This is a genomic window from Vagococcus teuberi, from assembly GCF_001870205.1.
Taxonomy (GTDB): domain Bacteria; phylum Bacillota; class Bacilli; order Lactobacillales; family Vagococcaceae; genus Vagococcus; species Vagococcus teuberi.
In genome coordinates, this window is sequence record NZ_CP017267.1 from 540082 (window position 1) to 560345 (window position 20264).

The window sequence follows — 20264 nt, forward strand, 5'->3', positions numbered from 1 at the left end:
TAGGAGGCCGCTATGATATCAGTTAATGATTTAAAAACTGGATTAACAATTGAAGTTGATGGTAATATATATAGAGTAATTGAGTTTCAACATGTTAAACCTGGAAAAGGTGCTGCATTTGTGAGAACCAAACTTAAAAATCTAAGAAATGGCAATACTGCTGAGAAGACATTTCGCGGAGGAGAAAAAGTAGCAAAGGCACAAATTGACAATAAAAAAATGCAGTATCTTTATGAATCTGGTGGTAGTTATGTTTTCATGGATATGGATACATATGAACAGTTAGAATTACCATTTGAAACCATTGAGGATGAATTAAATTATTTATTGGAAAATAGTGAGTGTCATATTATGATGTATGGCACAGAAACTATTGGAATAAATCTTCCAAATACGGTAGAATTAGAAGTCAAAGAAACAGAACCAGGAATTAAAGGAGATACGTCATCAGGAGGCTCAAAACCTGCTATAATGGAGACAGGTTTAGTTGTCCAAGTACCTTTCTTTATTAGTGAGGGTGACCGTTTGATTATTAATACATCTGATGGTTCATATGTTTCTCGTGCATAGTGATAGACTAAAGGAGGAAGTTTAATGTCAGAAAATAAAAATTTGGTATTAAGTAACCAAAACCAAGCAATTGACGGAGAAATTGTTGTTGCTCCTGAAGTGATAGAAGTTATTGTAGGTATTGCTGCATCAAAAGTATCTGGTGTTTATGGCATGCGCGGTAACTTAGCATCTAATGTTGCTGAACTTTTTGGAAGTTCTGTACATGATAAAGGGGTGTATTTAACAAACGATTCAGGAAAAATAACACTAGATCTGTATTGCTTTTTAAATTATGGTGTCTCTGTTCCTAAGACAGCCATTGATATGCAAGAAAAAGTAAAACAGCAAGTTTTTTATATGACAGATTTAGAAATAGCAGAAGTAAATGTGCATGTTGTAGGTGTAGTGCCAGAAAAAACAACATTACCAGATTTAAATGAATTATTTGATTCAGAAAATGAGGAAGATTAGAGTGGGATTAACAAGACACCAGTTAAGAGAAGTAGCTTTTCAGACGATATTTTCGATGATGTACCAAGAAGATGCAGCAATCATTGACTCGATTTCTTATACGTTATCATTGATGGATGAAAAATTTGAGTTAGAAGAAGAAGATTTAGTGATTCCAACCTATTTGGAAGTAGTTGTTACTGGAATCATGGAAAAACAGACTATGCTAGATTCAATCATCGAAAAGCATTTAAAAGGCTGGAAAATTAATCGCTTAGCGAAAGCTGACTTGATTATTTTACGTCTGGCTATTTTTGAAATGTTATATTTAAAAGATGTACCCAATAAAGTATCGTTGAATGAGGCGTTGGAATTAGCAAAAACGTATAGTGATGAAGAATCTAAACGTTTTATTAATGGTGTATTATCATCTGTTTTGAACGATATCGAAAATTAAAAATAATTAACAAAGAGGCTGACCCAAAAGTCTTAAAATAGAAATCCCATGAAATCCGTTAATTATAACGTTGATTTCATGGGATTTCTATTTTGTTAGGTGGGTGATCTTTCAAGAGATGGTAAATTAAAAGAAAGGGCCGATAAGCTTGAGAGCGAATTATCGGAAAAAGAAGTGTTTACAGAATTAATCAAAAGTAAAGAACAAGCAATTGGTGAGCTTAATGAAAAGAAGACTGACATAGAAACACAAATTGAGGAATTAAAATCTACTATAGAAACGCAAAAGAAAAATTTAGCAGAAAAAGATGCATATAGAGAAGCGGAAATCGCTGAAATGGAATCATACTATACTGGAGAAGTTGAAAAATACCAAGATCAAGTAAGAGCTACGATGTAGAAAAGAATGCAGTTCTTGAGAAATTAAATGATTTAACAGTTGAAAAAGAAGATTTAGACAAAGAACTTACACACTTAACAAAAGCAAGCAATGAAAAAGATGGCAAACTAGAAAAAGCTGAGAGTATTATAGAAGAAGTAAATACAAATGAAAATGGCTAGTAATTTTTATTGTCGAAATTAATATTCATAGTATAATAAGAACTAATTATAATAAACGCACCTCTAAAGTTTTAGGGTGTATTGTTATGAGTAGTTTTTTATTTATTAGAAGCAAGTATGTTAAAATAGAACGTAATTAAAAAATGAAGGGATGGAGACGATGACAGTAATTTTAGACGGGAAAGCATTAGCCAATAAAATGCAAGCAAATTTAGCTAATGAAGTGGCGGATTGGAAAAGTAAAGGTTACCGTATACCCAAACTAGTAGTAATTCTAATAGGAGAAGACAGTGCTAGTAAAGTATATGTGAAAAATAAAGAAAAATCAGCCCAAAAAATCGGATTCCATTCAGTAGTAAGAAGACTAGATGAAGCAGTTAGTGAGGCAGAGTTGTTAGACATCATTGCAGAGTATAATCAAGATGAAACAGTGGATGGTATCTTAGTACAGCTACCATTACCTAAACATATTGATGAGGAGAATGTGTTACTTGCTATTGATCCTAAAAAAGATGTGGATGGATTTCATCCACTTAATGTAGGAAAACTTTTTGTCGGGGATCCTGATATGCATCCTTGCACGCCTTTTGGTATTATTACATTACTAAAAGAGTATAATATTGAGTTGGTTGGAAAAAAAGTTGTGATAATTGGTAGAAGTAATATCGTTGGAAAACCTTTAATGCATATGATGTTAAATGAAGATGCTACTGTCACTATTACTCATTCAAAAACTAAGAATTTAAAAGAAGAAACATTAACAGCAGATGTATTAGTTGCGGCAATTGGACAAGCTGAGTTTATTACATCTGATTATGTAAAAGAAGGAGCAGTTGTCATTGATGTTGGGATGAATCGAAATAGCGATGGTAAACTAGTTGGGGATGTAGATTTTGAAGACGTGTTACCTAAAGTTAGTGCGATTACGCCGGTTCCAGGAGGCGTTGGTCCAATGACAATAACTATGCTAATGGAACAAACGATGTATCAAGGTAGAAAACATTGTGGAGAGGAAAGCCATGACAACAAGTGATTATTTAACGGTCACAGCATTAACAAAATATTTAAAACGTAAATTTGATGCAGACCCATATTTAGAAAAAGTGTATTTGACTGGTGAAGTATCAAATTTTAGAGCAAGAGTAAATAGTCATCAATATTTTAGCTTGAAAGATGATAAGGCTAAAATTTCAGCAGTAATGTTTAAAGGGGCATACCAAAAACTAAAATTTACTCCTGAAGAGGGGATGAAAGTTTTAGTGGTTGGTCGCCTCTCTCTTTATGAGGCGTCTGGTAATTATCAAATTTATATTGATCATATGGAACCAGATGGAGTAGGTGCTTTGTATCAAGCTTATGAACAACTAAAAGCATCACTAGAAAAAGAAGGATTGTTTAAATTAACACATAAACAATCATTAGTGAAGTATCCCAAACGAATTGCAGTTATCACAAGTCCGAGTGGCGCGGTTATTAAAGATATTATGACCACGATACAAAGACGTTATCCTATTGCACAGTTAGTATTATTTCCGACAAAAGTTCAAGGAGATGATGCTGCAGGAGAAATTGCACAACGAATCAAAGAAGTAGATGCTATTGGCAATTTCGATACGATGATTGTTGGTCGTGGTGGAGGCTCTATTGAAGATTTGTGGTCATTTAATACAGAAGAAGTGGTTCGTGCTGTTTTTGAAGCGAGAACACCGGTTATTTCATCTGTGGGACATGAAACAGATACTACGTTGACCGATTTAGTGGCAGATGTACGAGCGGCAACTCCAACAGCGGCAGCAGAACTAGCAGTACCTGTGTTACAAGAAGAGTTACTTAAAATTCGAGAAAAGCAATCACGCTTGTATCATGCACTTGATAATCAATTAAAACATAAACGTGCTCGATTTGAAAAAGTGAGTGAGTCAGTCATATTTAAACAACCAAATCGATTGTATGAAGCATTTTATTTACAATTAGATAATTTAGATCGACGTTTGAAACAGACTATGAGCACTCAGTTACATGAAAAGCAAGTGAAATGGCAAAAGCAATCAGAAAGATTGATGGTAAAAAATCCGTCTGAATTAATTAAACGACGTCACCAAGAACGAGAATTCTTGGAACAGAATTTACACAGAGCAATGTATCAACTCATTAGTGATAAAAAGCAATCTCTTTATCAAACGACTGAATCACTAGATTTACTGAGTCCACTTAAGACAATGGGGCGAGGGTATAGTTATGTGACTAAGAATAATCATATTGTAAAAAGTGTCTCAGATGTTAAAATTGGAGATGAGATGATATTGAATGTATCAGATGGCCAGATACAAGCAGAAGTAAAAGAGATAGAAAGTGATGGGAAAGCATGAGTAAAGAAAAACAAACATTTGAAGAGTCAATGGAAGAGCTTGAACAAATCATTAAAGGACTAGAATCAGGAGATGTACCGTTAGAAACGGCATTGGAAAAGTTTCAACGAGGAGTTGAGTTAAGTAAAGAGTGTCAAAAGACATTAGCAAATGCCGAAAAAACACTGACTAAAGTAATGAGTCAAGATGGTCAAGAAATTGATTTTGAAGCAAAAGGAGACTAAATATGTCGACATACACTGATTTTGTGACACGACATGCACCAATCATTGAACAAACCATTTGTACATTTTTAAAAAAAGAAACAATAGGTGAAGACTTGTATGACTCTATGAATTATTCGGTAAAAGCTGGTGGGAAAAAATTCCGTCCACTTTTATTTTTGGCGACGTTATCCTTAGTTGGTTACCCAATTACTAATGAAGAATATAAAGTCGCAAGTTCTTTAGAAATGATTCATACCTATTCGTTAATCCATGATGATTTGCCAGCGATGGATGATGATGATTTACGACGAGGAAAACCAACCAATCATAAACAATTTGGCGAAGCCATGGCTATTTTGGCAGGCGATGGCTTATTAACGGAGTCTTTTCATCTGCTTTCTAGTGCGAAGATAGAAGCAACTAAATTAGTTAAGTTGGTAGAAATTCTATCTAGTAGTGCTGGGACAAAAGGTATGATAGCTGGTCAAGTTGAAGACATAGAAGCAGAAGAGCAATCTGTGTCACTTGCTGAACTGCAATTGATTCATGAGAAGAAAACGGGAGCATTGATAAAATCTGCCGTTGAAATGGCATGTGTGTTAGCAAGTGTAAGCCCCATCATTGAAAGTGAGTTAATGACTTATGCAACATCTGTTGGGATTGCGTTTCAAATTCGCGATGACTTATTGGATGTGATTGGTGATGAGGATGTTATCGGGAAACATGTTGGTAGTGATGAAAAATTAAACAAATCAACTTACGTGTCATTGTTAGGGTTAGAAGAAGCCAAAGAAGCGTTTTATACACAATGTGACATAGCCAAAGAAGCATTGCGCCGAACAAAAATTGAATTGGGAATAGACAATACTCAAACGTTACTAGATGAAATATTAAAAGAATTGAAGGAAATATAATGAAAGAAAAAGTCGGCAAAGAACGAGTAGACGTTCTTTTAGTACAACAAGGATTGTGTGAGACAAGAGAAAAAGCCAAACGAACAGTGATGGCTGGTTTGGTATGTGATGAGAAAAATATTCGATACGATAAACCTGGTGAAAAAATACCTATCACGACTGAATTACGTTTAAAAGGTCAAGTATTAAAATATGTGTCTCGCGGCGGATTGAAACTTGAAAAAGCAATAGAGGTATTTGATATTGATTTTTCTAACAAAATCTTATTAGATATAGGTTCGTCGACAGGCGGATTTACTGACGTAGCCTTACAAAATGGAGCTATGATGAGTTATGCTTTAGATGTTGGGTCAAATCAATTAGCATGGAAACTTCGTCAAGATGAACGTGTCGAAGTGATGGAAAAAACTAATTTTAGGTATTCAAAATTAGCTGATTTTAAATTAGGTCAACCGACAATTGCCACGATAGATGTTTCATTTATTTCATTAAAGCTAATAATCCCTGTGTTGCGTGATATTATTTCAAATGATGGAGAAGTAGTTGCTTTAATCAAACCGCAATTTGAAGCTGGAAAAGAACAAGTCGGTAAAAAAGGCATAGTAAGAGACAAAAAAGTTCATGTTGATGTATTGAATAGAATGATAGACATGATGGCAGACTCAAGGTTTAATGTTATGCAATTAGATTACTCGCCTATAACAGGTGGGGAGGGCAATATTGAATTTCTTGCTTATTTAAAACCTTGTGAAGAAGTAGGTAACTATTTAGGAGAAGAACTTCCTGCTCAATTAGTAGAAAGAGCTCATGCTCAGTTAAATGGATAAGAGAGGTCGAACATGAGAAAATCTGAACGACAAAAGTTAATCAAACAAATCATATTGGAAGAAAGTGTTGGCAAACAAGAAGAGTTAGTTATTTTATTAAAAGAACGCGGTATTCCTGTGACTCAAGCGACAGTATCTCGAGATATAAAAGAGTTGAATTTGATTAAACAAGTGGATGAGCATGGAGAATTCAGATATTACCTTCCTAAAAATGACACATCAGAAAAACGTCGCTTGGAAAAAATGATTGAAACATCATTTATAAAAGTCGAAATAATGGATAATTTGGTGAACTTGCAATTAGAGCCAGGAGTGGGTGTCATTATAGGAAAACTTGTTGAATTTGTGTATGAGGATAGTTTGTTTGCCGTTGTTGCTAATGATGATAAATTACTGATTATTACACGAACGAATGAACAGGCACGTATGTTAGAAAGAGAAATTTTATCTATGACATAAGAGGTGAGAAGCGACATGATTCAAGAATTAACAGTTCAAGATTTTGCAATTATTTCTAATTTAACGATTCCTTTTAAAGAAGGAATGACAGTGCTGACAGGTGAAACAGGCGCGGGGAAATCGATTATTATAGATGCGATGGGATTAATCGTTGGTGGTCGTGGTTCAGCTGATTATATAAGAGATGGTGCAGAGAGATGTCGGATTGAAGGGTCATTTTTTGTTTCAGATAATGAAAAAGTTGCTACATTTTTAGAAGATAATGGGATAGAACCAGCAGATGGTCAATTAGTTATTCAGCGTGAAATATATCGCACAGGGAGAAATAATTGCCGAATTAACGGGCAATTAGTTACCACCAAAACTCTGCGTGAGATTGGTCCTTTTATAGTTGATATCCATGGACAAAACGAGCATCAAGAATTAATGCAAGTTCAAAACCACCTAAGATTACTAGATCAATATGCTCCAAGTGATGTAAAAGAACTGAAAGAGATGTATCAAGAAAAATATCAGAAGTATGATGAATTAAAACATAAAGTGACACATCTATTGAATAATGAAAAAGAATTTGTTCAACGCATGGACATGCTGACATTTCAATATAAAGAAATCGAAACAGCTCAACTTGTTGTTGGTGAAGAAGAATCTTTAATAGAAGAAAGACGTCGATTAGTAAACTTTCAAAAAATAATGGATTCATTAAAGAAAGCCTATCAGTATTTAGACAATGAAGAAATCAATGCTGTGAGCTTAAGTGGCGCAGCAATGACCGAGATGGAACAAATAGAGTCTATTGATACAGAATATGCTGAAACGACGGAGTTATTGCGTACAGCATACTATTCTTTGCAAGAAGCAACAGGGAGAATCAACACATCTTTAGAACAATTAGAAATGGATGATGAGCGATTAATTGTGATTGATAATCGACTCGATATTATTAGGCAATTAAAAAGAAAATATGGCGAGACAGTAGAAGAAGTGCTTGCATATTTTGAAGAAATTACCCAAGAGTTAGAATCACAACTAGATACCACAACAGATGTGACTAAATTACAAGAACAGTTAATAGAAATGGAGCAAGAATTACAGGGGATAGCATTAAAACTTAGCGAAAAAAGACATCAAGTCGCAAAAGTATTAGAAGAAAATATCATGTCTCAATTGGCTAGTTTGTATATGGAACAAGCGGTTTTCGAAGTAGCATTTATGCAAACTGATTTAACGATTAATGGAATAGATAAAGCTGAGTTTTATTTATCTACCAATGTTGGTGAGTCATTAAAGCCTTTAACAAAAATTGTTTCTGGCGGGGAATTGTCACGAATTATGTTAGCGTTAAAAACCATTTTTTCAACGACACAATCCATTACTAGTATTGTGTTTGATGAGGTTGATACGGGAGTAAGTGGTCGTGTGGCGCAAGCAATTGCTGAAAAAATTCATCAGATTGGTTCACACTCTCAAGTATTATGTATTACCCATTTACCACAAGTAGCAGCAATAGCAGATACTCAATATTTTATCAGAAAATTGGTTAAAGATAACCGTACACAAACACAAGTTAGTGAGTTGGCTGATAGTGAGCGAGTAAATGAAATTGCGCGTATGCTTTCAGGATCAGATGTCACTGAGTTGACGAAAGAACATGCAAAAGAATTGCTTGATTTAGCAAAAAAATAGCGTTGATCCCATAAGAGGTCAACGCTATTTTTTTAGATTACACCAATCGCTGCTAATGAAGATAATACAATCCCACCGACAGTTACAATAATCATAATCCAAACGACAACTTTCGTGATTTTGCTAAATGTTGATTTTGGCTTTTTATCCATAGTTTAAAATTCACTCCAATTATATAGTCATTACTATGTATTTTACAATGAGGAATATCTAAATAGCAAGAAAATCAATTAAATGTAAAAATATCCTTAAATAAATTGAAAGAATTGAATGCAATGATTATAATGAAAGTAATAATAATGTTAATGAAGGGATAAATAGCATGCCTCAATTTACTATCGCACTATTTTTCTGGTATTTATTTCCAGTTATAGTGATAATAGCAAGTAATTTACTTGTTAAGAAAACTCATTTGGATAAAAAGTATGGAGTGAAGGCTCCTGATATTGCGACTCCCTTCTTTTTTCTGGGTATTCACTTTGTCTCAAAAGGAACGCTAGGGAATAGTTTTTTAGCCTATGTTTTTCTAATGATTTTTTTTATAGGAATGCTTATTGCTATAATGCTTGCTTATCAGTTTCATGAAATAAATTTCAAACGATATTTTAAAGTATTATGGCGAATGACTTTTTTAGTGACTTTAATGATTTATATTATTTTAATTCTAGGTAGTATAGTGATATTTTTACAACGATAAGAAAACCTCATTCTTTGTGACAGCTTAAAATTCATAGTTAATGATGTCAGATAAAAATCATGAAACCATGCTTTAATAAATGGGTTTCATGATTTTTTTTTTGATTTCCTCCATTCTTTAAAATCTATGATAAATTTTAATTTTTTTTATAAGATTGTGGTAGAAAGTGGGGTAATGTGGTAGACTAAATTTATTGAGTGGCAGTGTGAGGTGATCATGTTATGTTTATGGGAGAGTTCCAACATAATATTGACTCAAAAGGACGTCTAATCGTACCCTCTAAACTAAGAGATGCTCTTGGTGAACGTTTTATCGTAACCAGAGGAATGGATGGATGTCTATTTGGCTATACGTTAGATTCGTGGGCCAACCTCGAAGCGAGTATGAAAGATATGCCACTTACAAAAAAAGATGCTAGGACATTCGTTCGATTCTTTTATTCCGCAGCTACTGAATGTGAAATAGATAAACAAGGACGTATTAATATACCAGTGAAATTAAGAGAGTTTGCTGGACTAGAAAAAACTTGTATCATTATTGGTGTATCCGATCGTATCGAAATTTGGAGTGAAGACAGGTGGTTAGCTTTTTCTAAAGAAGCTGAAGAAAATTTCGATGACATTGCGGAAGGACTAATTGATTTTGGAATATAAGCAAGTAATGGAGAATGAATATGTCAGAAACATTTAAACATGTCACTGTATTATTAGAAGAAACAGTGGATGGATTAAACATCAAACCAGATGGTATTTATATAGACTGTACGTTAGGTGGCGCTGGGCATAGCCAGTATCTGCTATCACATTTATCAGATAAAGGTCATTTGTATGCCTTTGATCAAGATGAACGTGCTATTGAACATGCAGAACAATTTTTGAATGAAGAAATAAAAAAAGAAAAAGTAACCTTTATAAAAAGTAATTTTCGCTATCTACAAGAGAAGATGAATGAATTAGGTATCGATAAAGTCGACGGTATTCTATACGACCTAGGCGTATCATCACCTCAACTTGATGAGGCCGAAAGAGGGTTTAGTTATCATCAAGATGCACCGCTAGATATGCGAATGGACCAAACCAATCCGTTGACAGCAAAAATTGTTGTGAATGAGTACACCTATGAACAACTTGTTAAGATATTTTTTCGTTACGGAGAAGAGAAGTTCTCGAAACAAGTGGCTCGTTTAATAGAAAAAAAACGTGCTGACAAACCAATTGAAACAACAGGTGAGTTGGTTGATATCATTAAAGAAGCTATTCCAGCACCTGCTAGAAGAAAAGGTGGACATCCAGCTAAACGCATTTTTCAAGCAATTCGTATTGAAGTTAATAGTGAACTAGATGTTATTGGAGAAACACTTGAACAAGCTATTGATTTATTAAAACCGAATGGACGAATTAGTGTTATTACTTTCCATTCGCTAGAAGATAAAATTGTAAAAAATATTTTTAAAGAATATAGTACACCACAAGATTTGCCACCAGGATTACCAATTGTACCAGTTGAGTATCAACCTGATATTAAACTTGTGAACAGAAAACCAATTGTGGCTTCTAAGGAAGAATTAGAAGTTAACAATCGCTCTCGTAGTGCAAAACTACGTATTATCGAAAAAATAACTCCTGAAAGGGTGGTTTAACATGTCTTTGCCAGAAAAGCATAGCCAATTTACATATGACGAATCTCCAGTTAACTCACCTAGTAAGGAGAAAGGCAAATTAGAAGAAGTAAAACTTCCAATGATGCCTCCTAGTAAATTAAAAAAAGTAACGAAATTAGAGAAATTTGTATTTGTGGCTTTTGTTGGAACGTTTTTATGTTTAGCAGTGGCAACTATTCGGATGACAACCTATATTAATCGTGAAGAAGAGGCAATCTCGTCTATTCAAGCTGAAAAACAACAAATGCAGCAGGATATTGAAACGCTCGATCAGGAAAAAAATGAGCTACAACGGACTGAACGTTTGAAAAAAGTTGCAGAAAGTGCAGGAATGCAAATGCATGATGAGAATATAAGGAAAATCAAATGATGAAAAAAATTAAAGAGTTCTTTATTAAATTAAATAAAAAAATACAAGAAAAGAGTTTAACACCAGCAGGCAATAGAAAAAAAGTAGGGGTTATCCTGTTTTATACCTCTATTGCTGTTTTTGCGATTATCTCTTTACGCTTTGTTTACATCATAACAGTTGGTAAAGTGGGATCACAAAGTCTTGATTCTGAAAGGCAAAAAATATATCAAGGAAGTAGCGTTATCAAAGCAAAACGTGGAACGATTTTTGATCGTAATGGGTTGCCACTTGCTGAAGATGCTACTTCTTATTCGTTATATGCCGAATTAGATAAAAATTATAAAGGAATTAATAATGTTGAGTTGTTTGTTCATGACAAGGATCATGATAAGATTGCTGAAATACTTAATAAATACACAGGTATTGACAAAGAGTTGGTGTTAGACCAACTAAAACCTAAAAAAAATAAAAACGGAAAACTAATTACAAATGTGGAATTTGGATCCAAGGGAAAAAATTTAAGTTTGGAAACTAAAAATAGTATTAAAGAAGCACTTGAAAAAGAGAAAATAACCGGTATTTATTTTAAAGAACATCCAGATAGACTATATCCTAATGGGAAATTTGCTTCTTATTTTATTGGATATGCTCAACCAGAAGATAATAATAAGGAAGATAGCAAATTAAGTGGTAAGAATGGCTTAGGTATTGAACATGCCTATGACAGTGTGTTAAAAGGTGAAGATGGCTTTAAATATTACCAAAAAGATAGTAAGGGAAATGAGCTTCCAGGGACAGAAGTGATAGATAAAAAAGCGAAAGATGGACAGGATATTTATACTACACTTGATACAAATCTTCAGACTCGGTTAGAAGATGTGATGGACAGTGTGAATGAAAAAGCAAAACCAGAAGATATGACAGCTATTTTAATGGATGCAAAAACGGGTGATATTCTAGCAGCATCACAACGCCCAACTTTTGACCCACAAACAAAAGAAGGTTTATATAAAGAAAAAGGAAAACCAGATCCAGTTTGGGAGAACTTATTAGTGCAACGTCCATTTGAACCAGGGTCAACAATGAAAGTTTTCACAGTGGCAGCAGCAATTGATTCAGGTAAATTTCCATATAATGAAACATTTACATCAGGAAAGACACAGTTGTATGATGCAACCATTAGTGATTGGATCCCATCAGGAAAAGGTATATTGACATATAGACAGGCTTTATCTTGGTCAAGTAATGTCGGAATGGTTAATCTAGAACAAAAAATGGGATCAATTTGGCCTGAATATTTAGAACGTTTTGGATTTGGTCATTCAACAAATTCAGGATTACCTCTTGAAGCAGCAGGTAGTATTAGTGATAAAAACCCAGTTGACATGGCAATGACATCCTTTGGTCAAGCGATATCAGTTACTAATATGCAAATGATGCAAGCTTATACTGCTATAACAAATGAAGGAAAAATGTTAAAACCGCGTTACATTAAAAAAATTGTTGATAAAGATGGGAAAGAAAAAGAGGTTAAGACAGAGGTAGTTGGTGAACCAATAAAAGCTGCTACAGCTAAGACAGTTCTTGAATACATGCAAGATACTGTTAATGATGAAATATATGGAACAGGTTATGGCATTTACAATATTGATGGAGTAAATGTTTCTGCTAAAACTGGGACAGCCCAAATTTTTGAAAATGGACAACTGTTAACTGGAGCAAATGACTATATTTACTCTGTGGTTCAGATAGCACCTACAGAAAATCCAGAATACATTATGTACGTCACAATGAAAAAACCAGTCGTTACCGGTGAATACGGATCTCCAGAACAGATGATTGCTGAAGTTTCAAATGGTATGTTAAAACATGCATTTAAAGTAGACACCACAACAGATAAAGGAGAATAGCATGATTGGAGTAGAATTATTAATACCATTATCACTAGGGATTGCTTTTGTATTTATGGTAATGCCACTATTTATAGGATATTTTAAAATGAAAAAAATGGGGCAAGCCATTCGAGAAGAAGGACCTGAAGGCCACCTAGCAAAATCTGGGACACCAACAATGGGAGGGGTTGTTTTTCTAACAAGTATCTTGTTAACCTCTCTTATTGTAGGAGCTTGGCAAAAAGAAATGTCATTTTCTTTTTGGAGTAGTTTATTTATTATGTTTTTGTATGGATTATTAGGATTTCTGGATGATTTCATTAAAGTGTTTAAGAAAAGAAATCTAGGTCTTAATTCAAAACAAAAATTAATTGGTCAAATTGTGGGAGGAATCATCTTGTATACTGTTATGAAATCAAATGGTATGACAGATGAATTATACATACCAGTCATTGGAACAATTAATTTAGGTGTTTTATACGGTGTTTTTGCAATAATTTGGCTTGTTGGTTTTTCAAATGCCGTTAACCTGACTGATGGCATTGACGGTCTTGTGTCTGGATTAGGGATGATTTCATTTGGAACATATGCCATTATTGCTTATAAACAAGAACAATATGCTATTCAATTGATTTGTTTAGCAACAGTAGGAGCTTTATTTGGCTTTCTATTATTTAATAAAAAACCAGCTAAGATTTTTATGGGAGATGTTGGATCTCTTGCTCTTGGAGGAATGTTAGCTACTATTTCTATTTTACTTCATCAGGAATGGACATTATTATTAATAGGTTTAGTTTATGTTGTTGAAACGATTAGTGTCATCTTGCAAGTTGCATCATTTAAACTTACAGGCAAACGCATATTTAAAATGTCTCCTATTCACCATCACTTCGAATTAAGTGGTTGGTCAGAATGGAAAATAGATATTGTTTTTTGGACAGTAGGATTAGTTATGTCGCTTGTGACATTGGGTATTTTATATTATTAAGGAGAATTAAGGATGAAACAGTCAAAACGTTATACAAATGAAAAGATTTTAGTGTTAGGTCTAGCAAGAAGTGGTGTAGCAGCAGCTAAATTACTTTACGAATTAGGGGCGTTTGTTACAGTTAATGACGCTAAAAAATTATCAGAAAATAAAGAAGCACAAGAATTATTAGAAGCCGGTATAACAGTGATTACTGACGGTCATCCTTTAGACCTTCTTGATGAAGGCTTTTCTTTAATCGTCAAAAACCCTGGGATTCCATATACGAATCCTATTCTCGAAAAAGCAATAAAAAAAGGCATTCCAATTATCACCGAAGTTGAGTTGGCTTACCAAGTATCGGAAGCACCGTTTATTGGCATAACAGGAACAAATGGTAAAACAACCACCACAACTATGATTAAACAAATCATAGACTCTTATCAACCAAATACTGCGTTACTTGCAGGTAATATCGGTTTTCCAGCAAGTGACGTCGTGGTTGAAGCAACAAAAGACAATGTATTGGTAACCGAATTATCCAGTTTTCAATTAATGGGAATAGACGAGTTTAAACCACATATTGCAGTCATTACTAATATATATGAAGCACATATTGACTATCATGGAACGCGTGAAGAATACGTGAAAGCTAAATGGCGTATACAAAAAAATATGACTAAGGAAGACACATTGATTCTTAACGCTGATTTGCCTGAATTGGTAGAATTATCAAAAAGCTCTCAAGCAGCAATTACGTGGTTTTCAACCAATGAAAAAGTAACAGGTGCTTATTTAGAAGATGGCTGGTTAACTTATAATGATGAAAAAATAATGAAGTCCGGTGATTTAGGAGTTCCAGGGTCTCATAATGTTGAAAATGCTCTGGCAGCAATTTGTGTGGCAAAAAATTATGGAGTAGATAATGAGTCAATAAAAACTAGTTTATCATTGTTCTCTGGTGTGCCACATCGAACAGAATATATCGGCACATTTAATGGTGTCAAAGTTTATAATGATTCAAAAGCGACAAATATTTTAGCAGCTAAAAAAGCAATTAGTGGATTTAATAACGAACAATTAGTGCTAATTGCTGGAGGACTAGATAGAGGAAACTCATTTGATGAATTTATTCCAACAATTGAAAACATGAAAGCTATTGTTTTATTAGGTGAAACAAAAGAGAAATTACAAAAAGCAGCAAAACAAGCATTAGTTAAAGAAATTGTATGTGTGGAAACAATGACAGAAGCAGTTGCAGAAGCAGTTAAAATCGCTAGTACTGATGACACGATTTTACTCTCCCCAGCATGTGCTAGTTGGGATATGTATCCGAACTTCGAAACTCGAGGAACAGAATTTGTAGATGAAATAACTAAGCAAGTAGGGAAATGATTATGAAAGTATTGGTATCCGGTGGAGGAACAGGTGGTCATATTTACCCAGCCATCTCGATTATTCACTATATTAAAGAAAAATATCCAGAGTCGGAATTTCTATACATTGGTACAGAAAAAGGTTTGGAAAGTAAATTAGTACCTAGTCAGAGTATTCCGTTTAAAACAATTGAAATACAAGGGTTTTATCGCTCGTTAACCTTGAAAAATTTGAAAACAATGTATTTATTTTTAACGAGTATTAAGCAGGCTAAACGCTACATTAAAGAGTTTCAACCTGATATTGTGATTGGAACAGGTGGTTATGTTTGTGGCTCAGTCGTATACGCTGCAAGTAAACTGAATGTACCAACTATTATCCATGAACAAAATAGTGTAGCGGGTATGACAAATAAATTTTTATCAAAATATGTCGATAAAGTTGGAATTTGTTTTTCTGACGCAACAGAGTATTTTCCAAAAGAAAAAGTTGCGTTAGTTGGAAACCCAAGAGCGCAAGAAGTCGCTTTTGTTGAGAAAAAAACTGTCCTAGAAGAATACGGGTTATCTTCCTCTAAACCAACGATTGTGATATTTGGTGGAAGTCGTGGGGCACAAACTATTAATAATGCGATGAAAGAAGCATTGCCATTATTTGAAGAAAAACCATATCAAGTTTTATATGCGTCAGGTACTATTTACTTTGATGAATTTGACGAATATAAAGATTTACTTAAAAGGTTAGACAATGTGACTGTTGTCCCTTATATTGATAATATGGTAGATGTTTTAGTCAATGTAGAGGCATTGGTTGGTAGAGCTGGTGCTACTAGTATGGCTGAAATTACAGCACTTGGGTTACCGTCTATTTTAGTACCAAGTCCTAACGTTACAGATGATCATCAAACAAAAAATGCCATGAGTTTAGTCAACAAGCAAGCTGCATTGATGGTAAAAGACAGTGAGTTGACAGGTAAAGTACTTGTAAAAAACATTGACAAACTTATGTTGGATGGTAAATTTAGAGAAGATATGGCAAAAGCATCTAAAAAAGAGGGAATACCAGATGCAATGGATCGATTGTATGGATTGATTCAAGAACTAACCTAATTAAGGGGGGCTAGTAAGGGATGTCATACAAAAAAGATGATGATAAAGGTGATAATCAGAATGAACATAAATTAGTAAAGTCATCTAAATCTGAATTAACCAAGCATCAAAAAAATTTACCTGCAAAGAATAATCGAATAAATAAGCTCTCACCTTTTAATGGGTTAACGCCGGTTGAAGAAAAAAAATTAACTAGACGACTGACTAGTATTTTAGTTACCTTGACCATAGGAATTTTAATCACGCTCTACATCATTTCTCCTTTAAGCAAATTACAAGGGATAACAATACAAGGTATTGATAAAGCTGATAATACGTCGATTGTTAAAGCAAGTGATTTAAAAATTGGCGAGAATATTTGGCGACAATATTTTGATAAAAATAAAGAGATGAAACAAGTTGTTGAAAAAAATCCACGAGTTAAAACAGCTAAATTATCCATTACGAAATTTAATCATTTTAAGATTAGAGTCACAGAGTACGATGTACTAGCTGTTTTGTTAAAAGATGATAAACTTTATCCAGTTCTATCAAATGGTAAAATATTGAGTGAGCCGGCTAAAGAATCGGAAAAAGAGTTACCAAAATTGATTGGCTTTAAAGAAGGTGAAGGATTAGAGTCACTTTTAACGTCTTATGAGAATTTTTCAGCCAAAATTAAAACTGAAATTACATCAATAGAGTCTCAATCAACAAAAACTAATCCATTTCGCATTAAATTAGAAATGAAAGATGGAAATCAAGTGATTGGTTTATCAACAACGATAGCAGATAAACTTGTTTTCTACGATAAAATTGTTGCAGAATTAAAAAACAAAAGTGTTATAGATATGGAAGCTGGAAAAACAGGAGTCTATTCGTATCCGATAGAAACGCAAGAGAGTAGTGCAAGTGATGGTTTATCGAACGAAAATTCTAGTGAAAATTCTAGTGAAAGTATAAATAATGGTTTTTAACGTTCAGAAAAAAATTAGCAAATATAGTATTCTTCTTTATTTCATAGTACTATTTATGATAGAATGGTGTGAGGTATTATGCATATAATAAAGGAAGACTTTGTTAGAATTATAGGAGGGAAGACCTTTCATGGCAAAAACAGGAATATATGTAAGTCTTGACATCGGGACAACATCAATTAAAGTTGTTGTAGCCGAATACATAGAAAATCAAATTAACATTATCGGTGTAGGAAATGCTAAATCAAAAGGGTTGGATCGTGGGATTGTCATTGATATTGACAAAGCTGTCCAATCTGTCCAACGAGCAATTAAACAAGCAGAAGAAAAATCAGGTGTTCAAATTAAAAGTGTCAGCGTAGGGATTCCAGCTAATCTTTTAGAAGTAGAAAAATGTGAAGGCATGATTGCTGTAAATAATGAATCAAAAGAAATTACGGATAGAGATGTAAAAAATGTGGCGTCAGCTGCCGTGGTTCGTTCGACACCACCAGAACGTCAAGTGATTACGTTAATGCCACAAGAATTTAAAGTGGACGGGTTTGAAGGAATTAAAGACCCTCGTGGTATGATTGGTGTCCGTTTAGATATGAAGGGACTATTATACACTGGACCAAAAACAATTGTTCATAACATCCAAAAATGTGTTGAAAAGGCTGGGTTAGTCATTGATGAAATGGTCATTACCCCTCTAGCGCTTGCTTCATCAATTTTATCAGATGGAGAAAAAGATTTTGGTACAACCATTATCGACATGGGTGGAGGTCAAACGACTACTTCAGTTATGTACGAACGTGAATTAAAGTTCTCACACGTAGAACAAGAAGGTGGAGAATTTGTTACAAAAGATATCTCTGTTGTTTTAAATACATCATTAACTAACGCAGAAGCACTAAAAATAAATTATGGTTATGCTTATCCAGAAAGAACGTCACCTAATGAAGAGTTTCCAGTTGACGTGATTGGGAAAAACGAACCAGTAAGAATAGATGAACGTTATTTATCAGAAATCATTGAGGCCAGAGTAGAGCAAATCTTCTCTAAATCAAAAATGATGTTAGATAGTATCGATGCTTTAAACTTACCAGGTGGAGTTATCTTGACAGGTGGTGCGGCTAGTTTACCAGGAGTAGTTGAATTAGCAGCTGATATGTTTGGAACAAACGTTAAATTATACGTGCCAAATCATATGGGACTACGTAATCCTGTATATGCAAATGCTATTGCTATAGTTGAGTATGTAGCTCAACTTGATGAGGTTTATCATGTGACTAAGTTAGCAGTTACAGGCGAAAAAAAACGTGCAACTAAAGCCGTAAGAGACGTTCCAACTGAAGCCAAACAACATGAAAAAACTGTACAACAAGCAAAAGAACCTGTTACAGAAGTGCCAGTAAATGAACCTGTTCAAGAAAAAGAAGAAGGTTTTGGTGGTAAAGTAAAAGGTTTCTTATCCAATATATTTGACTAATAGTCTAGGAGGAAGCAAATAATGGAATTTTCATTAGATAATACTGTAAATACTGGCGCGGTAATAAAAGTTATCGGTGTTGGTGGTGGTGGCGGTAACGCTGTAAACCGTATGATTGATGAAGGAGTTAAAGGTGTAGAATTCATCGTTGCAAATACAGATGTTCAAGCATTACAACATTCTAAAGCAGAAACTGTCATCCAATTAGGACCTAAATTTACTAAAGGATTAGGAGCAGGTTCATTACCAGATATTGGTGAAAAAGCTGCTTCTGAAAGTGAAGACTTAATTGCTGAAGCATTAAAAGGTGCTGATTTAGTATTTATTACTGCCGGAATGGGTGGGGGAACTGGTACCGGCGCAGCTCCAGTTGTTGCTGGTATTGCTAAAGAACAAGGAGCACTTACTGTAGGTGTAGTAACACGTCCATTTAGTTTTGAAGGACCAAAACGCAGTCGTTTTGCAGCTGAAGGTATCTCTGCATTAAAAGAAAATGTTGATACGTTAGTTATCATTTCAAACAACCGTTTATTAGAAATCGTTGATAAACGTACGCCAATGTTAGAAGCATTTAGAGAAGCTGACAACGTGTTACGTCAAGGTGTTCAAGGTATTTCTGATTTAATTACATCTCCAGGTTATGTTAACTTGGACTTTGCTGATGTTAAAACAGTTATGGAAGATCAGGGTACTGCACTTATGGGTATCGGTGTTGCTAATGGTGAAGACCGTGTTATTGAAGCAACAAGAAAAGCAATTGCTTCTCCATTACTTGAAACATCAATTGAAGGTGCTGAACAAGTATTATTAAATATCACTGGTGGAGCAGATATGACATTATTTGAAGCACAAGATGCTTCTGAAATTGTTGCAAGCGCAACAGGTGGTGAAGTTAATATTATCTTAGGAACGTCTGTTAATGATCAACTAGGTGACGAAATCGTCGTAACAGTTATCGCAACAGGAATTGATCCTGGAAAAAAAGAACGTCAACCAATGGGAAGAAATAATGTTGCAACACAAAATGGAATGGTTCAACAACGTCAAGCTAGACCTGTACAAGAACCAATTCGTGAAGTACTAGAAGTTGAGACAGCACGACCAACACAAACAAGTGCATTTGGAGATTGGGATTTAAAACGTGAACCATCAACTAGACAAGTACCTGATGAAACACAATTTGAAACAATTGATAGAAAAGAATATGATAATACTAGTCAAGAATCTGATCATCAATTTGAAACAGAAGATGAATTAAGTACACCACCTTTTTTTAGAAGAAAAAAATAAGAGGTGACTTAAG

The 20264-nt window shown here is 34.2% G+C and carries 23 protein-coding genes; 22 read left to right on the plus strand and 1 reads right to left on the minus strand.

Annotated elements, in window-relative coordinates; all coding sequences use genetic code 11:
• The first annotated feature begins 12 nt into the window (after positions 1–12).
• From efp to recN, 11 genes are all read left to right on the plus strand, one after another.
• Complete coding sequence (gene efp / locus BHY08_RS02620) at positions 13–570, plus strand: elongation factor P (protein ID WP_071456392.1); 558 nt, start codon at positions 13–15, stop codon at positions 568–570.
• Between the two features lie 24 nt (positions 571–594).
• Complete coding sequence (locus BHY08_RS02625; protein WP_071456393.1) at positions 595–1023, plus strand: Asp23/Gls24 family envelope stress response protein; 429 nt, start codon at positions 595–597, stop codon at positions 1021–1023.
• Positions 1019–1459 carry a transcription antitermination factor NusB gene (gene nusB, locus BHY08_RS02630; RefSeq protein ID WP_157093675.1) on the plus strand — a complete coding sequence of 147 codons (441 nt, stop codon included), beginning with the start codon at positions 1019–1021 and terminating at the stop codon, positions 1457–1459. Before BHY08_RS02625 ends, nusB begins: the two co-directional genes overlap by 5 nt.
• Positions 1460–1558: 99 nt before the next feature.
• Positions 1559–1858, plus strand: coding sequence for a hypothetical protein (locus BHY08_RS02635; protein WP_071456394.1), 300 nt, complete (start codon positions 1559–1561; stop codon positions 1856–1858).
• A 321-nt stretch (positions 1859–2179) separates the two neighbouring features.
• Positions 2180–3052 carry a bifunctional methylenetetrahydrofolate dehydrogenase/methenyltetrahydrofolate cyclohydrolase FolD gene (gene folD, locus BHY08_RS02640; protein ID WP_071456395.1) on the plus strand — a complete coding sequence of 291 codons (873 nt, stop codon included), beginning with the start codon at positions 2180–2182 and terminating at the stop codon, positions 3050–3052.
• A complete protein-coding gene (gene xseA / locus BHY08_RS02645; RefSeq protein ID WP_071456396.1) occupies positions 3039–4388 on the plus strand; it encodes an exodeoxyribonuclease VII large subunit in 1350 nt (449 codons plus the stop codon). Before folD ends, xseA begins: the two co-directional genes overlap by 14 nt.
• Positions 4385–4612 carry an exodeoxyribonuclease VII small subunit gene (locus BHY08_RS02650; protein ID WP_071456397.1) on the plus strand — a complete coding sequence of 76 codons (228 nt, stop codon included), beginning with the start codon at positions 4385–4387 and terminating at the stop codon, positions 4610–4612. Before xseA ends, BHY08_RS02650 begins: the two co-directional genes overlap by 4 nt.
• Positions 4613–4614: 2 nt before the next feature.
• The gene (locus BHY08_RS02655) at positions 4615–5508 is read left to right on the plus strand and encodes a polyprenyl synthetase family protein (protein ID WP_071456398.1); all 894 of its coding nucleotides are present in this window, start codon (positions 4615–4617) and stop codon (positions 5506–5508) included.
• Entirely contained in the window at positions 5508–6335 is an 828-nt protein-coding gene (locus BHY08_RS02660; protein ID WP_071456399.1) for a TlyA family RNA methyltransferase, read from the plus strand. The genes BHY08_RS02655 and BHY08_RS02660 overlap by 1 nt, the downstream gene beginning before the upstream one ends.
• A 12-nt stretch (positions 6336–6347) precedes the next feature.
• On the plus strand, positions 6348–6794 hold the full coding sequence (locus BHY08_RS02665; protein ID WP_071456400.1) for an arginine repressor: 447 nt from the start codon (positions 6348–6350) through the stop codon (positions 6792–6794).
• A gap of 15 nt (positions 6795–6809) precedes the next feature.
• Positions 6810–8480, plus strand: coding sequence for a DNA repair protein RecN (recN, locus tag BHY08_RS02670; RefSeq protein WP_071456401.1), 1671 nt, complete (start codon positions 6810–6812; stop codon positions 8478–8480).
• A gap of 32 nt (positions 8481–8512) precedes the next feature.
• Here recN and BHY08_RS02675 read toward each other — a convergent pair whose 3' ends face one another.
• A complete protein-coding gene (locus BHY08_RS02675) occupies positions 8513–8632 on the minus strand; it encodes a DUF4044 domain-containing protein (RefSeq protein ID WP_071456402.1) in 120 nt (39 codons plus the stop codon).
• Between the two features lie 170 nt (positions 8633–8802).
• Here BHY08_RS02675 and BHY08_RS02680 point away from each other — a divergent pair, with 170 nt between their 5' ends.
• The 11 genes from BHY08_RS02680 to ftsZ all read left to right on the plus strand — a co-directional run bounded on the left by BHY08_RS02680 (position 8803) and on the right by ftsZ (position 20251).
• Entirely contained in the window at positions 8803–9177 is a 375-nt protein-coding gene (locus tag BHY08_RS02680) for a DUF3397 domain-containing protein (protein ID WP_071456403.1), read from the plus strand.
• Between the two features lie 221 nt (positions 9178–9398).
• On the plus strand, positions 9399–9830 hold the full coding sequence (gene mraZ, locus BHY08_RS02685) for a division/cell wall cluster transcriptional repressor MraZ (RefSeq protein ID WP_071456404.1): 432 nt from the start codon (positions 9399–9401) through the stop codon (positions 9828–9830).
• Between the two features lie 20 nt (positions 9831–9850).
• Positions 9851–10816: a 16S rRNA (cytosine(1402)-N(4))-methyltransferase RsmH gene (rsmH, locus tag BHY08_RS02690; RefSeq protein ID WP_071456405.1), complete on the plus strand. Its 966-nt coding sequence runs from the start codon at positions 9851–9853 to the stop codon at positions 10814–10816.
• A gap of 1 nt (position 10817) precedes the next feature.
• Positions 10818–11207, plus strand: coding sequence for a cell division protein FtsL (gene ftsL, locus BHY08_RS02695; RefSeq protein WP_071456406.1), 390 nt, complete (start codon positions 10818–10820; stop codon positions 11205–11207).
• Positions 11207–13099 carry a peptidoglycan D,D-transpeptidase FtsI family protein gene (locus BHY08_RS02700; RefSeq protein WP_071456407.1) on the plus strand — a complete coding sequence of 631 codons (1893 nt, stop codon included), beginning with the start codon at positions 11207–11209 and terminating at the stop codon, positions 13097–13099. Before ftsL ends, BHY08_RS02700 begins: the two co-directional genes overlap by 1 nt.
• A gap of 1 nt (position 13100) precedes the next feature.
• Positions 13101–14069, plus strand: coding sequence for a phospho-N-acetylmuramoyl-pentapeptide-transferase (gene mraY, locus BHY08_RS02705; protein ID WP_071456408.1), 969 nt, complete (start codon positions 13101–13103; stop codon positions 14067–14069).
• 12 nt (positions 14070–14081) lie between these two features.
• Positions 14082–15443 carry a UDP-N-acetylmuramoyl-L-alanine--D-glutamate ligase gene (gene murD, locus BHY08_RS02710; protein ID WP_071456409.1) on the plus strand — a complete coding sequence of 454 codons (1362 nt, stop codon included), beginning with the start codon at positions 14082–14084 and terminating at the stop codon, positions 15441–15443.
• A gap of 2 nt (positions 15444–15445) precedes the next feature.
• The gene (gene murG / locus BHY08_RS02715; RefSeq protein ID WP_071456410.1) at positions 15446–16534 is read left to right on the plus strand and encodes an undecaprenyldiphospho-muramoylpentapeptide beta-N-acetylglucosaminyltransferase; all 1089 of its coding nucleotides are present in this window, start codon (positions 15446–15448) and stop codon (positions 16532–16534) included.
• A 20-nt stretch (positions 16535–16554) separates the two neighbouring features.
• A complete protein-coding gene (locus BHY08_RS02720) occupies positions 16555–17490 on the plus strand; it encodes a cell division protein FtsQ/DivIB (RefSeq protein ID WP_071456411.1) in 936 nt (311 codons plus the stop codon).
• A gap of 130 nt (positions 17491–17620) precedes the next feature.
• Positions 17621–18961: a cell division protein FtsA gene (gene ftsA, locus BHY08_RS02725; RefSeq protein WP_071456412.1), complete on the plus strand. Its 1341-nt coding sequence runs from the start codon at positions 17621–17623 to the stop codon at positions 18959–18961.
• 21 nt (positions 18962–18982) lie between these two features.
• Complete coding sequence (gene ftsZ, locus BHY08_RS02730; protein WP_071456413.1) at positions 18983–20251, plus strand: cell division protein FtsZ; 1269 nt, start codon at positions 18983–18985, stop codon at positions 20249–20251.
• Positions 20252–20264 lie beyond the last annotated feature (13 nt).

What these genes read in the sequence shown, in the direction of transcription:
- BHY08_RS02675 (WP_071456402.1), bottom strand. Translation starts at nt 8,632, where the DNA reads ATGGATAAAAAGCCAAAATCAACATTTAGCAAAATCACGAAAGTTGTC.
- ftsA (WP_071456412.1), top strand. Translation starts at nt 17,621, where the DNA reads ATGGCAAAAACAGGAATATATGTAAGTCTTGACATCGGGACAACATCA.
- ftsZ (WP_071456413.1), top strand. Translation starts at nt 18,983, where the DNA reads ATGGAATTTTCATTAGATAATACTGTAAATACTGGCGCGGTAATAAAA.
- rsmH (WP_071456405.1), top strand. Translation starts at nt 9,851, where the DNA reads ATGTCAGAAACATTTAAACATGTCACTGTATTATTAGAAGAAACAGTG.
- mraZ (WP_071456404.1), top strand. Translation starts at nt 9,399, where the DNA reads ATGTTTATGGGAGAGTTCCAACATAATATTGACTCAAAAGGACGTCTA.
- murD (WP_071456409.1), top strand. Translation starts at nt 14,082, where the DNA reads ATGAAACAGTCAAAACGTTATACAAATGAAAAGATTTTAGTGTTAGGT.
- folD (WP_071456395.1), top strand. Translation starts at nt 2,180, where the DNA reads ATGACAGTAATTTTAGACGGGAAAGCATTAGCCAATAAAATGCAAGCA.
- ftsL (WP_071456406.1), top strand. Translation starts at nt 10,818, where the DNA reads ATGTCTTTGCCAGAAAAGCATAGCCAATTTACATATGACGAATCTCCA.
- BHY08_RS02655 (WP_071456398.1), top strand. Translation starts at nt 4,615, where the DNA reads ATGTCGACATACACTGATTTTGTGACACGACATGCACCAATCATTGAA.
- mraY (WP_071456408.1), top strand. Translation starts at nt 13,101, where the DNA reads ATGATTGGAGTAGAATTATTAATACCATTATCACTAGGGATTGCTTTT.
- recN (WP_071456401.1), top strand. Translation starts at nt 6,810, where the DNA reads ATGATTCAAGAATTAACAGTTCAAGATTTTGCAATTATTTCTAATTTA.
- efp (WP_071456392.1), top strand. Translation starts at nt 13, where the DNA reads ATGATATCAGTTAATGATTTAAAAACTGGATTAACAATTGAAGTTGAT.
- BHY08_RS02700 (WP_071456407.1), top strand. Translation starts at nt 11,207, where the DNA reads ATGAAAAAAATTAAAGAGTTCTTTATTAAATTAAATAAAAAAATACAA.
- BHY08_RS02680 (WP_071456403.1), top strand. Translation starts at nt 8,803, where the DNA reads ATGCCTCAATTTACTATCGCACTATTTTTCTGGTATTTATTTCCAGTT.
- BHY08_RS02665 (WP_071456400.1), top strand. Translation starts at nt 6,348, where the DNA reads ATGAGAAAATCTGAACGACAAAAGTTAATCAAACAAATCATATTGGAA.
- BHY08_RS02625 (WP_071456393.1), top strand. Translation starts at nt 595, where the DNA reads ATGTCAGAAAATAAAAATTTGGTATTAAGTAACCAAAACCAAGCAATT.
- xseA (WP_071456396.1), top strand. Translation starts at nt 3,039, where the DNA reads ATGACAACAAGTGATTATTTAACGGTCACAGCATTAACAAAATATTTA.
- BHY08_RS02660 (WP_071456399.1), top strand. Translation starts at nt 5,508, where the DNA reads ATGAAAGAAAAAGTCGGCAAAGAACGAGTAGACGTTCTTTTAGTACAA.
- BHY08_RS02650 (WP_071456397.1), top strand. Translation starts at nt 4,385, where the DNA reads ATGAGTAAAGAAAAACAAACATTTGAAGAGTCAATGGAAGAGCTTGAA.
- murG (WP_071456410.1), top strand. Translation starts at nt 15,446, where the DNA reads ATGAAAGTATTGGTATCCGGTGGAGGAACAGGTGGTCATATTTACCCA.
- BHY08_RS02720 (WP_071456411.1), top strand. Translation starts at nt 16,555, where the DNA reads ATGTCATACAAAAAAGATGATGATAAAGGTGATAATCAGAATGAACAT.